Source organism: Pradoshia sp., assembly GCF_051873915.1.
GTDB lineage: Bacteria > Bacillota > Bacilli > Bacillales > Pradoshiaceae > Pradoshia.
Map to the genome: position 1 here is coordinate 1 of NZ_JBJEFJ010000078.1, position 13,348 is coordinate 13,348.

General features: G+C 42.4%; 10 protein-coding genes. 7 read left to right on the forward strand and 3 right to left on the reverse strand.

All coding sequences use genetic code 11. The annotated features are described in order from the left end of the window. Window positions 1-276: 276 nt before the first annotated feature. The gene (locus ACI35L_RS07570; protein ID WP_439802584.1) at window positions 277-1,326 is read left to right on the forward strand and encodes a 2,3-butanediol dehydrogenase; all 1,050 of its coding nucleotides are present in this window, start codon (window positions 277-279) and stop codon (window positions 1,324-1,326) included. 127 nt (window positions 1,327-1,453) lie between these two features. On the opposite strand, the gene ACI35L_RS07575 is transcribed toward ACI35L_RS07570, so the two are convergent. Continuing rightward, window positions 1,454-2,365 carry an SH3 domain-containing protein gene (locus tag ACI35L_RS07575; RefSeq protein WP_439802585.1) on the reverse strand — a complete coding sequence of 304 codons (912 nt, stop codon included), beginning with the start codon at window positions 2,363-2,365 and terminating at the stop codon, window positions 1,454-1,456. Between the two features lie 478 nt (window positions 2,366-2,843). On the opposite strand from ACI35L_RS07575, the gene ACI35L_RS07580 reads away from it, so the two are divergent. Both ACI35L_RS07580 and ACI35L_RS07585 read left to right on the forward strand, forming a co-directional pair. Beyond that, window positions 2,844-3,320 (forward strand): NUDIX domain-containing protein, encoded by a 477-nt coding sequence (locus ACI35L_RS07580; protein ID WP_439802586.1) that lies wholly within the window; start codon window positions 2,844-2,846, stop codon window positions 3,318-3,320. A 167-nt stretch (window positions 3,321-3,487) separates the two neighbouring features. Then, window positions 3,488-5,455 carry an LTA synthase family protein gene (locus ACI35L_RS07585; RefSeq protein ID WP_439802587.1) on the forward strand — a complete coding sequence of 656 codons (1,968 nt, stop codon included), beginning with the start codon at window positions 3,488-3,490 and terminating at the stop codon, window positions 5,453-5,455. A 248-nt stretch (window positions 5,456-5,703) separates the two neighbouring features. Here ACI35L_RS07585 and ACI35L_RS07590 read toward each other — a convergent pair whose 3' ends face one another. Beyond that, window positions 5,704-6,012, reverse strand: coding sequence for a hypothetical protein (locus ACI35L_RS07590; protein WP_049672495.1), 309 nt, complete (start codon window positions 6,010-6,012; stop codon window positions 5,704-5,706). A 327-nt stretch (window positions 6,013-6,339) separates the two neighbouring features. Here ACI35L_RS07590 and ACI35L_RS07595 point away from each other — a divergent pair, with 327 nt between their 5' ends. From ACI35L_RS07595 to ACI35L_RS07605, 3 genes are read left to right on the forward strand one after another with little or no spacing between them, the layout of a single operon-like run. Next, the gene (locus tag ACI35L_RS07595; protein ID WP_439802588.1) at window positions 6,340-8,436 is read left to right on the forward strand and encodes an MMPL family transporter; all 2,097 of its coding nucleotides are present in this window, start codon (window positions 6,340-6,342) and stop codon (window positions 8,434-8,436) included. 30 nt (window positions 8,437-8,466) lie between these two features. Continuing rightward, a complete protein-coding gene (locus ACI35L_RS07600; RefSeq protein WP_439802589.1) occupies window positions 8,467-9,150 on the forward strand; it encodes a response regulator transcription factor in 684 nt (227 codons plus the stop codon). Further along, on the forward strand, window positions 9,134-10,513 hold the full coding sequence (locus ACI35L_RS07605; protein WP_439802590.1) for a sensor histidine kinase: 1,380 nt from the start codon (window positions 9,134-9,136) through the stop codon (window positions 10,511-10,513). Before ACI35L_RS07600 ends, ACI35L_RS07605 begins: the two co-directional genes overlap by 17 nt. 95 nt (window positions 10,514-10,608) lie before the next feature. Here ACI35L_RS07605 and ACI35L_RS07610 read toward each other — a convergent pair whose 3' ends face one another. Then, window positions 10,609-11,979, reverse strand: a complete 1,371-nt coding sequence (locus ACI35L_RS07610) for a polysaccharide deacetylase family protein (RefSeq protein WP_439802591.1) — start codon at window positions 11,977-11,979, stop codon at window positions 10,609-10,611. Window positions 11,980-12,649: 670 nt separating this feature from the next. Here ACI35L_RS07610 and ACI35L_RS07615 point away from each other — a divergent pair. Beyond that, the gene (locus tag ACI35L_RS07615) at window positions 12,650-13,267 is read left to right on the forward strand and encodes a DedA family protein (protein WP_439802592.1); all 618 of its coding nucleotides are present in this window, start codon (window positions 12,650-12,652) and stop codon (window positions 13,265-13,267) included. Window positions 13,268-13,348 lie beyond the last annotated feature (81 nt).

Consider the following 13,348-nt stretch of genomic DNA (forward strand, 5'->3'; position numbering starts at 1 on the left):
TAACTTGGCTAAATCGGTGACAGTGGAATAAGGTTAGATGTAAACCGACCAAAATTTTATTTTGGTCGGTTTTATTTTGTTCCTGTCATTACATAATCATATGTGAATATAGCGTGAACGATAGAAACCCCTATCAATAAAGGAGGTTGAGCCTGATTCTGCGTATGCCACAGAACTGTCATAATAAAGAGGTTGTTGCGTCTATTAATTTATTACTATAATAATATTTGAATATATTATATTTTTTGAATTTAATCCTTGGAGGCGATGTTGATTATGAAAGCTGCAGTATGGCATGGAAGAAAAGACATTCGTATTGAGGAAAGAGAATTAAGAGAGTTACGGGACAATGAAGTAACTGTACGTGTTGCATGGGCTGGTATATGTGGCAGTGACTTGCATGAATACGAAGAAGGGCCAGTATTCGTGCCAGCAGAAAAGCAGGATGACCTCACTGGAGAAATGGCTCCCCTTACTATGGGGCATGAATTTGCAGGGGTTATTGAGAAAGTGGGATCAAGTGTTACAAAATATAAAGTAGGAGACCGAGTAGCAATCAATCCTACACTTACATATGGCAATAAACCTGAGGATATGGATATTTATGATGGCTTTAGCTTTATCGGTCTGCATGGTGACGGCGGGTTCACGACATATGCTAATGTTCCGGAGAGTAATGTATATCTCCTCCCTGACACGTTAACCTTACAAGATGGTGCATTAGTCGAACCAATGGCTGTCGCTGTACAAGCTGTTAAAGAAGGTGACCTGCGATTTGGTGACACAGTTGCTGTATTTGGGGCAGGTCCCATTGGATTATTAACCATTATTGCCGCTAAAGCAGCCGGTGCCAGCAAGGTTATTGCCTTAGATTTATCTGAAAGCCGACTGGAGAAAGCAAAGGAACTCGGTGCTACTCATATTATTAACTCTGGGAAAGAAGATCCGGTTAAAGCTATTCGGGCGATTGTTCCAGATGGCGTCGATGTAACCTTTGAGGTAGCAGGTGTTACTCAAACCTATATTCAATCAATTGATGCTACGAGAGCGCGTGGCACAATGGTGATTGTCTCTATTTTTGCTAGGCCTATTGAATGGAATCCATTGCATTTAACCAATACAGGCGTGAAGATCACATCCTCCATTGCCTATTCGCCAACTTCCTTCCAGCAGACAGTAGACCTGATGGGCACTGGACAATTAAAGCCACAAGGAATCATTACCTCACAAATCGAGCTGGATGATATTGTTGAAAAGGGCTTTGAAGCTTTAACTACCGATAAATCGCAATCAAAAATATTAGTTAAGTTAAGCGGAGAAAAATAAAATAAATACATTCCTTCCCCGAGTGAGTATTTTCACTTGGGGATTTCTTTTTCCGGTAATTACGGCTCCAGCTGCAATCATATTCTAAATAACCCCCTTGCCAGGCTTAGCAAGGGGGTAAATGTTGTTAGTATTTAGCTATATCTGCTTCTGGTGTCATGATAATGACTGGGTTTTTCGCTGGTTTCACCCATGAGAGTATTTTGTTTACGTTGCTCTTGGAAGTGGCTACGCAGCCTGCTGTGTAGCCCGATTTTCCTTCTACATGAAAGAAGATGGCCGAGCCCTTATAGGGTGTTCGCTTTGTATTATAGTTAATGACAAAGCCTACGTCATATTGTGAGATGTTCATATTCTCTGCGCTGGTCCATTGACCTTTTGTTTTGCTTTTGGATTGCCATGTGTTGTAGAGCGGGCTTTTACTATCATCCACCCAAACGGAATCTGCGGTGATTTTTTTCTTGGATAGTTTCGTCGTTGGTACAGTGGAGCGATAGAAGGCGGTACCGAGAGTATACTTGCCGGTTGGTGTTTTCATGTCTCCTTCTTTTTTGGAACTGGTCATTCCCTTTTTCCCGATGACGCCGGACAGGGTGTAGGTGCGTTTCCATTTGCCATTTGTTTTCTCAAATGCTTGGATGGTCGCTTTATTGGAGGCGGCCGTCTTGTTAGTGACTAGAATGACTTGCTCTGATTTCCCGAGGTTTTTCATCTTTTCAATATCGAGCTTAGCTTGGACCTTGGTTAAGTATTTGGAGCTGGCATAGCCGGTCTTTGTTTTGTATTTAACCTTATACCAAGTGCCTGATTTCGAGATGTATTGAACCGTTTTTCCTTTAGGGATGGTTAAGATAATCTTTCCCTTCGTTGAGGCTGAAGTTCTCAGGTTGAGGTTGGCGGTTGTTTTGTACTGGGTGACTGATGCAGCTTCTGCAGATTTCGTTTTCGGACTGAAGGGACCGGTAACGTAGGAATGGTGGAAACCAAAAGAAGATAAGAGTAGAATAAATGCTACACAAACGATGATTTTTCTATACATTTATACATATTCCTCCTGCCATGTTTTATCTTTTATTATACCGTTATATTGGCTGAAGTTTCATCTTTGAAAAGGTTAGCAGGGAATACATTCATTGCTGATCTGTTTCTAGATGCCCGTTCCTCCCAATGTTCTTAATATGCAGGCCCGCTCCATTCTAGTAGCACCTTAGCTTTCCTTATAAGAGATTGAGTTGCAGCTAGGGAGAGGGGGGTGATGAACTTCTTCACTGCTCCATACCTCCAAGATATACACATCATTCATCATTCGACTTGCCTTCAGCTAGGCTCACGAGATTGTTTTCACACTCATCTAGATTCCTTATTGATTCAGCAGTTAAATGATCGTTCTGCTAGGGCATCCTGCTTCTCTTCCTGTACGGTGAATGTACCAAACAAGTTAAATGTAGTTGAATTTCATTTCGATATCATCTATTCCTGTCATTTAGGAAAATAAAATGGATAAGGCGGCGACTTGAATGACTAGTCATATTAGGGTAAAAGCATGCGCGCTCATTATTGAAAAGGGTGCCGTATTATTAGTCGAGTTTAAAGATGAACATGGCGTTCATTATAATTTGCCGGGAGGCGGGGTGAATCCTGGGGAAACGGTGAAAGAGGCTGCCTGCCGAGAAGCGTTTGAGGAAGCCTCTATTGAGGTCGAGGTCGGTCCGCTCGCTTTCGTGTATGAATATGTTCCCCATCTCTGTCATCATAAATATGGAGACACGGCTTCTTTACAGCTGATATTTGATTGTAAGCGCAAGGATGGCTCTATACCGAGGCGGCCAGAGTACCCAGACATGAACCAAACGGATGTGAAATGGATAAAGCTTAAGAACCTGAAGAATGTGGTTCTATATCCCGATGTGAAGGAAACCATCATCCTGTACAATGAATGTGGAACGGGAAGTAGATTGATTGAAGAACCTATAGAAAGGGGTTTTTCTGACTAGGTCCCCGCTTATGCCGCCGTTTTAATTCGTTTTTAGCTGGAATCATGATACAATTGGTTATTATGCTTTATAATCTTGGGTAAAGATGAAAAAAGTGGATATATAAGAAGCCTAATTGGGTAAGGATATTGTGGAGTAAAGGATAGTAAATAAAGAGTGAGGTATATATGAGACGAATACATGAACAATTAGAAGAAAGGATACGCAGTCAGTTTGGTGTCTTCTTCCTTATAGCCGTTGTGATGCTTTGGATGAAGACGTATTTGGTGCAAGTGACGCAGTTTGACTTAGGTGTGCAAGGGATACTTCAGCAATTCCTTCTGCTGATGAACCCTTTGGGCTCTGCACTCATTATACTTGGAATGGCCTGGCTGTTTAGGGGAAGACGGAGATACGCGGCCTTAATGGCGCTTTATTTCTTTCTATCATTCTTATTGTTTGCCAATGTGATGTATTATCGTTTCTTTAATGATTTCATAACCCTGCCAACCCTGTTTCAAACACAGAATTTCGGGGATGTGAGCGGGAGCATTACGGCGCTTTTGAATCCGTATGATTTCATGTTCTTCATTGACTTTGCCGTGCTGATGATCTTGCTGTTTAGTAAGCACATTAAGTCGGCCGAGGGAACTGTGAAGAGAAGAGCGGCTTTAACATTTATGGGAATCGGACTTGTCATCTCAGGATTGAATCTTGCGTTGGCAGAGAGCGACCGTCCACAGCTATTGACAAGAGGCTTTGACCGGAACTATATCGTGAAATATCTAGGGATGTACAATTATGCCGTTTATGATGCGGTGCAAAGCACGAAGGCATCGGCGCAACGTGTTTTGGCAGACAGCAATGATATTACAGAGGTCGTGAATTTTACGAATTCGAATCATGCAGAGCCTAATCCTAAATACTTCGGAAAGGCAGAAGGGATGAATGTGATTTTGATTCATCTCGAGTCGATCCAAGAGTTCCTGATTGATTATGAGCTGCACGGGGAGGAGGTCACTCCATTCCTCAATTCATTAACAAAAGATAAGAACATGATGTATTTCGATAACTTCTTCCATCAAACGGCTCAAGGGAAAACATCAGATGCAGAGTTCATCCTGTCAAATTCCTTGTATGGCTTGCCGCAAGGGTCAGCCTTCACAATGAAGGGAATGAATACGTATCAGGCTGCCCCGGCTATATTGGGTCAGGAAGGTTACACATCAGCAGTTTTTCATCCAAATACAGGAAGCTTTTGGAACCGTAATGAGATTTATAAATCATTTGGATACAACCATTTCTTTGATGCCAGCTCCTATGAAATGGACCCGGAGCAATTGGCGGATTACGGCTTGATGGATAAGCCTTTCTTTGAACAATCCATCCCGTACTTAGAGACCCTGCCGCAGCCATTCTATGCGAAGTTCATTAGTGTCACGCATCATTATCCATTCTCGATGGACCAGGATAAGACCACGATTGAACCGCATATAACAGGTGACCAGTCCGTTGATGACTACTTCCAAACGGCACGTTATGCAGATGAGGCATTGGAGCAATTCTTTGCATACCTGAAGGAATCAGGCCTGTATGATAACTCAATGATCATTATGTATGGAGACCATTACGGTATCTCACAAAATCACGATGCTGCAATGGAAGAAGTACTAGAGAAGGAAGTCACGCCGTTTGTCTCTAAATCAGAGCTGCAGCGTGTGCCATTCTTTATCAGGGTGCCTGGCATGGAAGGCGGTATTAACCATTCTTATGGCGGACAGATTGATATTCTGCCGACCATCCTTCATTTATTAGGCAAAGAGACAAAGGATTATATTCACTTTGGAACTGATTTGTTGTCTAAAGAGCATGATGAAGTTGTCCCATTCCGTAACGGAGATTTCGTCAGCCCGACGGTTACCGCGGTTGACGGGGATTATTATGACACAGAGACCGGGTTGCCGCTTGATGAGAGTAAAATAGAAGAAGCGAAGAAGTATCATGAAGTCGTCGAATATAAATTACAACTATCTGACCGGGTGGTGAATGGAGATCTTCTCCGTTTCCATTCGCCGGATGCCTTTGAGCCGGTTGACCGTTCAGAGTATGATTACAGCCTGGATGCGAGCAGGCTGGATGATGAAGAAGTAGAGTGAACCTATAGGGAAATAGAAGCAAAAAAGCCATCCTTTGTGGATGGCTTTTTTGAATCTAAGAGACGTTCTTTCCATCTGACATTGACTTTTTTTTCTCGGGACCAACTGTCTCATAATCAAAGCGGGCCTAGGATGTTTCACGGGAAACATAGTGGAAAGAGGAGGTGGATTTTGTTGATTTACTTTTGCAGATGGACAAAAATGAAGTCTGGTAAGAATAAATCTCACCAGACTTCATAGTAAGTTATTTATGCGGCAATGATGCCTCTAGAAATTAGAGCCGATTTATCGGAATCATTTTCCGGAACATAGCCTTTTTCCATTAGGCTTTTAACATAGATTTTGTTATAAACAAATGAGAATATGATACCTGGTATCCAAGCTCCGACTCCTAATGTGAAGACACCCGCAACCCCGGCAAGAACAACCATAATTAATGCCCATTTTAAATCTCCTCTAATTAAAGCTGGAATGAAACCGAAGAAAAAGGTCGTCCAGCTAAAGCCAACTTTCACTTCCTTAACGACGCCTGCAGTATTTCTTAACCTAACCTTCATTCATTACCCCCCCTAATATTTCATAATTGGTTCATTTCACACGATTAATATCGGACTAAGAAAGCAGTTATTAACCTTTTTCTGGAAAATATATTGGTGTATCCTTTTTACACGATCATCGCAGTTTTAATTGATTATAATAATGAAAAATTTGTGAACATCAACCCGAGTCATATTCTATCTTAGATAGGGAAACCCGCATCACGCGTGCAAAACTGCGGTTTCTATGAGTAGAATGGAAGAGTAGGCCGAACTTTCTAAGTTTATATGAAATTTATATTGGTTTAGTATGCTAGCTTTGACATTATTTTAAGAGGAGGAAACAGAGTGAAAAGGTTTTTGCACGCAGTGACCGATTGGGTGTCAACCAAGAAGGGCATGCGTATTACGATAATCGCTTGGTTGGTTATCATGATTGGCTTAAGCGCAGGTCCAAAATTAAATGATTATAAGGTGACGAACTTTCAATCGCTTCCTGATGAGGCGGAGTCAATTGTCGCCGAGAATAAGGTAGATGAATGGTTCCCGAGCGATACGGGGACCCCGGGGATTCTCGCCTTCAATAATCCGGATGGGGACGTTGATGTTGCTGAGGTAAAAGAAATCCTTAGCGGCATTATGGATGAGAATATAAAAGGTATTGAGGAGATTGTTGACATTTCCCAGCTGCCGCCGCAGGCTGTGGCAGCTTTCACATCAGAGGATAAGACAACCATGATTGTCCCGATGAATCTTGAAGCGGGTTTGGGCAACTCAGATTACTCCCGTATCAATGATAAAGCATCTGAGATTGGCAATGATATTGCCAAGGATTTAGATACAGACTTCTATATTACGGGTCCAGCTGGAATTGCCGGTGATACGACAAAGCTGTTTGAATCAGCAGACCTAAAATTATTATTTGCGACCATTCTCATTATTTTAGTATTGCTGATTGTCATTTACCGCTCGCCGCTGCTGGCGTTCATTCCATTATTGGCTACGGTAATCGTGTATCAAGTAGCGAATCAATCTGTTGCTTTGCTAGGTGCAGGCGGGCTTGAGATTAATAATTCAACCACATCGATTATGAGCATTCTCTTGTTCGCGGCCGTCATAGATTATTCCTTATTCGTATTCTCGCGTTTCCGTGAGGAACTGAATCATTATGAGGATAAACATGAGGCGATGAAGCATGCAATGCGTGCGACGGGTGAACCGGTCTTCTTCGCGGGCGGAACGGTATTGGCAGCGATGCTTATCTTGTTCTTTGCTGATTTCCGCGATTATCAGAACTTTGCTCCGGTATTCGGTTTGGCTATATTCATTATCATGCTTGCCTCTATTACGCTTGTTCCAGCCTTGTTCACCTTATTTGGGAGAAAGGCGTTCTGGCCTAAAGTTCCGAAATATGGACAGGAATCAGAGGTTAAGCATGGCATTTGGGGACCAATTGCTAAGTTTGTCGTGAACAAGCCTGGGATCTCCGGCGGACTTGTCGCGATTTTCATGGTTGTAACAGCATTGAATGTGTTTAATCTTGATTTTGAATTCAACTCTGTTAAGAACTTCCCTGAAGATTTGCCATCACGTGTTGGCTACGAAATCGTGGAAGAGAAGTTTAATAAAGGAGATCTGGCACAGACGACCGTCTTGCTTGAGAGTGATGAGGCAATGACAGAGGAGCAGGTTGCTGCATTCGCAGGAAGGCTCTCTGAGTTTGATGAAATCAATTCAGCTAATCCGTCAGGCATAACAGATGACGGGAAAGCGGCGAAGGTAACTGTCTCCCTCACGATGAACCCTTACTCAACGGAGGCAATTGATTTCATTGGGGAATTGCGCGAGGAGAGTAATGAACTGCAAGAAGATGCGAATGTTGATGCAGACATCTCTTATACAGGCACAACGGCTAAGCTTGCCGATGAACGTGAAGTTAATAGCGGAGACATCATTAAGATTGTTGTTCTTGAGACATTACTGATCCTCGTGTTATTGTTCGCCATGACACGTTCATTCAAGATGCCGTGGTATATGATGGCGACAATTCTGCTCTCCTATGCTTCTGCATTAGGACTGGGACTGTTCCTAGTGGATGTGCTGTTCGGCTATGATGCTGTGAGTACAAGGGTTCCGGTCTATGCCTTTATCTTCCTTGTGGCTCTTGGAATCGACTATAACATTATTCTTGTTTCCAGATTCCTTGAGGAGCGCACGAAGCATTCGGTTAAGGAGGCACTGGAAATCTCGATACGTAACACGGGAGGGGTTATCTCGAGTGCTGGTATCATTCTAGCTGCGACCTTTGCTGCCCTAATGACGATGCCGATTGCAGACTTATTCGTATTCGGCTTTATGGTAGCAATAGGAATTATCTTGGATACATTCTTGGTGAGGGGCATGCTGCTTCCAGCCTTGATTCTTTTCTTCGAGAAGGATAAATAAGCTATAAAGCGTAAAGATGGAGGAATCGCAATGCGCATATTAGTGGTAGATGATGACCGGGATATATTGCAATTGGTTTCCATTCATTTGAAGCGTGAAGGATATACCGTTTATCAAGCGAGTGATGCTGAGGCAGCACTCGCTTTACTTGAACATCAGGATGTTGATTTAGCTATTGTAGACGTCATGATGCCGGGCATGAATGGATTTGAGCTTACAAGAATCCTGGCGAGTGATATGGAGGTACCCGTTATTTTATTAACAGCGAAGGGTCAGCTTGCTGATAAGGAGAAGGGATTTCTTGCCGGGTCGGAGGATTACTTAGTAAAGCCGTTTGAACCGAAGGAGTTATTGTTCCGGATTGCTGTTGTCCTGCGTCGTTTCGAGCGTTCGATGGAGATGATTATTGAGATCGGCAATATGAGAATTGATCGGGAGAACTATGAGGTAGCGGTAGACGGTCACACCTTCATGCTGCCTATGAAGGAATTTGAACTGCTCTCTCTCTTAGCTTCAAAAGCCAGCAAGGTGCTTTCCAGAGCCTATTTGCTTGAGCAGACATGGGGCTATGATTATGAGGGCAATGAATTAACCCTTAACACTCATATCAATCGACTGCGAGAGCGGCTGAAGCGTTATCGTGCCGGGGTTGAGATACAGACAATCCGCGGGGTCGGGTATAAACTCGAGGTGTGCGATGAGAACACTGTATAAGGAGTTTATCGTAGCGACGTTGTTTATTCTTTTGAGCAGTATGATTATTGCCTTTGCCCTGGCCAATACGGTTTATTTTGCCTTTACAAAGGAAAAGGTTGATCGTCAGAATGTCGCGGTTGCTGAAGAGATTATCTCAAGTGTTGAACAAACCCATGATTCGAAGAAGGCGGCAGAAGGATATTTAGACACGATCGCTAAGCTTGGATATCAAATGGTTTTAGTAGATAGGTTGGGAAACATGAAATCATTTGGTGATGATTTTGCAGATTCTACTCTTTCTGATGAAGCGGTGCAAACGGTACTGAATGGGGAAGTCTTTCATGGCATGCGGAATTTCTCAGACCGCTTCCTTATGATGAGTCATTTCTCCAATAAGCTGGAAAATACGGTCGGCGCTCCGCTTCAGTTGGAAGGGGAATCGTATGGATTATTCTTGAGACCGACGAATAAAATGCTTTTCTCGGACATGCATATGGTTATTGCAGGCTTTGTCTTCACCATTGCGATTGTCAGCATAGTCGGGGTCATTCTAATGACAAGAAAGCTGATTCGCCCGATTACGCAGCTAACAGAGGCTACAAAAGCCGTCGCGAATGAAAACTATGATTATGAGCTTAGAATATCAAGAAGGGATGAGCTTGGACAGCTCGCTCAAAGCTTTCACTCGATGCAAAAGCAGCTCGCCCATAATGATAAGGCAAGGAAGACATTTATCAATAATGTTTCTCATGATTTCCAATCACCGCTTATGAACATCCAAGGCTATGCAGAGCTCCTCCAAAGTGGTCAGCCGAATGAGGAAGACTATCAGGAATATGCCAGTATCATAGACAGGGAAGCAAGGCATCTGTCTAGCTTGACGAAGCAGCTCTTGCTGTTAACCTCACTGGACCAGGGCGCCTACCCGCTCAAGAAAAAAAGGGTCTGCATTAATCAGCAGTTAAAAGAAGTCATCCGTAAAATCCAATGGCTTCTTGAGGAGAAAGGAATTGAACTCTCGTATCAGCTTGATGAATGCTATATAACGGCAGACGAAGAGCTTCTCTTGAACGTATGGGAAAACCTTCTCTCTAATGCGATTAAATATACGAATGAGAGCGGCCGCATCCAAATTATATGCAGAGCTGCGAAAGGAAATATTGAAGTCCTTATCAAGGATACAGGCATTGGTATCGAGAAGGCTCATCAAGAAGAAATATTTGAGCGCTTCTACCGAGTTGATGAGGCTCGGAAGAAGAAGGATGGAACCGGACTCGGTCTCTCCATAGTAAAAGAAATCGTTGAGCTCCATGGAGGAAAAATCAGTCTAGAAAGTGAGTCTGGGGAAGGAAGCAGCTTCAAGGTCTTCCTCCCGGAATGAAGCTTTAAGGGCAAAAAAAAGAGCTCTTAACAGAGCCTTGTGGGAGTCAAAATAGCAGGAGGGTGATGCAAATCATAAGCCCTTCTGCTTTTTATTTATAGATTGGACTCTTCCAATCTTTGTTTCTTGATTTCTAGCAATTCTGAGACGGTTACAAATTCATAGCCTTGCCGTGAAAGCTCGCGAATGATGGCAACAGCTGCTTCTGCAGTAGAGGAGTATATATCGTGCATTAAAATAATATTGCCCTCTTTAACCGTACTTAAAGCATTTGGAACGACTAAGTCAGCATTGCGGAGTTTCCAATCCAGTGTGTCAACATCCCATAAGACGAGGTTCTCTTTGCCGACATAGCTGCTGACACGTTCATCATACAATCCATAGGGAGGGCGGAATAATGTCGGTGCTGTACCGGTAATCTGCTTAACAATCTCATTTGTACGATCAATCTGCTTAACAATTCCGCTTGCGCCCTCTGATGTCATCTTAGGATGATCCCAAGTATGATTGCCAATCTCATGGCCCTCATCTGCCATTCTCTTAAGAAGGTCAGCACCTGCTTCACATCTTGAGCCGAGGACAAAGAAGGTAGCCTTTGCGTCATACTTCTTTAACGCATCAAGAATCACATTTGTCACACCTGCTCTTGGCCCATCATCAAAGGTAAGGGCAATGACCTTTTCATCAATTGACAATGTGTTTTCCTTTGTTGAGCGTTCCGTAATGATATTGGCAGGCTCGTAGTTTCCTGAAAGATCATCATGGTTCTCTCCAGCCTTATAGGTATCTGCAAGATGATCATTGAGTAATTCCTTACTGATAGCTAGTTGATAATTTTCCTTTTCATCATTGAGCAGCAAATCAAAAACAATTGCTTGGTTATAAATAATAAATTGATTATAGTTTTCCGCAATTGGGGCCGTCATTTTTTTAATCTCTTTATCCGAGAGGGCAGAGGAATTATTTTTTTTGATTTCAGCAAAAGCTATATCGGAAAGCAAGTCCAAGCAATCGCTGTCAGGCTCATCCTTGATAAGGTCATCAAAGGTGATGACTTTTCCCTTCTTTAAATCAATCGTCAGAAGGTTTATTGGCCGTTTTGATTCCAGAAAAGAGATGGATAAGGTTTGGTTGCTGTAATGATGAATCTTATAGGAGAGGGTGACCTTTTCCTTGTCCGTTGTATTCTCGATTGTTTCCAGAAGAGAATCGAGATAAATCTTGATTTGCTGGTCTACGCTGTCTAGATGAAAGAGAGGATATTCAACTGAAACATGTCCTTTTGATAGGGTTGAAATTTCCACTTGCTTATACATTTCATCGGTTTTGCCAGAAGGTACAGTGGTAGTGGCCGTTTTGGACCAAGATAATTTAATGGCAAAGCTGATTGCCACTATGCTTATGAGTAAACCAAAGATTCGAAGCTGCTTTTTTCGTTTCAGTATTTTGAGTCTGCTCTTTCCCATTTGATGTCTCTCCCAGATTTAATTTGCAAGTAATAGACGGCTATCCCAGCCTAAAAGTTTGCATCTCCCCAAAAATATAACCCCTTTTATGCTAGATAGGTAGTCTATTATGTAACGTATCTATTATTTACGAACCTGTCTATGAAGTCAAAAGGAGATTCTATGCAAATGAATGGAGAGAACATCCACCAAGGGTTAATTTCTTTTGTTACAGCACAAGGATGGCTTTTAGCGCTTTGCTTAAAATTATGCTAGAAACGAACAAGCTGCGTGCGATTTATTGATAAAGCTTTGTCATTAATAGGAATGCTTCACTACTCCGATGCGCCGAAAAGCTGATTCTACAAAATAGTGGTACGCACATCTATGGATTTATTGCGGAAAAGAAAAAGAAGGCTCCCGACAGAAAATGAGCTGATTGAAGCAGCTAATAAAGGCAGAAAAATGACCACCGGACGATTTCATGGGTGGCCACTTTAGGTATTTTTAGGTCAACAATTGAGGAGATGTATTCAACATATTATTTGCCTGAATGGTATAATTAAGAGATAATGAACGGGATTTACTACTTGAGGAAAATTATAGAATGTGCTAGTTGTACTAGCCATTCAATTGACCCCATATAAATAAATTGAGCGACTAAATGTATATGCAGTAAGGGAGTTTAAGAATGGAAAATTGGATTATCGATATAATGGATCAGTTTGGCTACATAGGAATCTTGTTTTTGATTGCGGTTGAGAACATATTTCCGCCCATCCCATCTGAGGTGATTTTAACATTCGGGGGAGCCATGACAGCCGAGACTAGCATGACCGTCACAGGTGTTGTGGCTGTTTCTACCGCCGGGTCCATTATTGGAGCGGTTATTCTCTATGGTCTTGGCATGCTTCTTGGCAAAGAAAGAATAGAAAAGATTGTGAAACGTTATGGCCATATCCTGCGTGTAACAGTTGAGGATGTGGAGAAGGCTGATAATTGGTTTCATAAGTACGGACTTTGGACGATATTCTTCTGTCGGTTCGTCCCATTGATTCGGAGCTTAATATCCATACCAGCTGGAATGGCACGCATTAATTTCGTGACCTTTCTCCTTCTGACAACGATTGGGACATTCATTTGGAATGTCGTACTTGTCTCCATCGGTGCGATGCTAGGGGATTCGTGGGAGTCCATCGTACACTACATGGATTATTACTCCAATGTTGTCTATGTCTTGCTTGTAATCCTCTTCCTTGCGTTTGTGATCTGGTATGTCCGTAAGAAGTTCATTAAAGTAGAGAAATAAAAAGAAGCATTCCGCTAGGAATGCTTCTTTTTATTATTTGGCTTCAGATTGTTTTGTTACCGCCGTTTTCTTTCTGATTGG

Bases quoted from the DNA above. Each gene is read 5' to 3' on its own strand.
- ACI35L_RS07610 (WP_439802591.1), bottom strand. From the start codon at position 11,979: ATGGGAAAGAGCAGACTCAAAATACTGAAACGAAAAAAGCAGCTTCGA.
- ACI35L_RS07615 (WP_439802592.1), top strand. From the start codon at position 12,650: ATGGAAAATTGGATTATCGATATAATGGATCAGTTTGGCTACATAGGA.
- ACI35L_RS07605 (WP_439802590.1), top strand. From the start codon at position 9,134: ATGAGAACACTGTATAAGGAGTTTATCGTAGCGACGTTGTTTATTCTT.
- ACI35L_RS07590 (WP_049672495.1), bottom strand. From the start codon at position 6,012: ATGAAGGTTAGGTTAAGAAATACTGCAGGCGTCGTTAAGGAAGTGAAA.
- ACI35L_RS07570 (WP_439802584.1), top strand. From the start codon at position 277: ATGAAAGCTGCAGTATGGCATGGAAGAAAAGACATTCGTATTGAGGAA.
- ACI35L_RS07580 (WP_439802586.1), top strand. From the start codon at position 2,844: ATGACTAGTCATATTAGGGTAAAAGCATGCGCGCTCATTATTGAAAAG.
- ACI35L_RS07585 (WP_439802587.1), top strand. From the start codon at position 3,488: ATGAGACGAATACATGAACAATTAGAAGAAAGGATACGCAGTCAGTTT.
- ACI35L_RS07575 (WP_439802585.1), bottom strand. From the start codon at position 2,365: ATGTATAGAAAAATCATCGTTTGTGTAGCATTTATTCTACTCTTATCT.
- ACI35L_RS07600 (WP_439802589.1), top strand. From the start codon at position 8,467: ATGCGCATATTAGTGGTAGATGATGACCGGGATATATTGCAATTGGTT.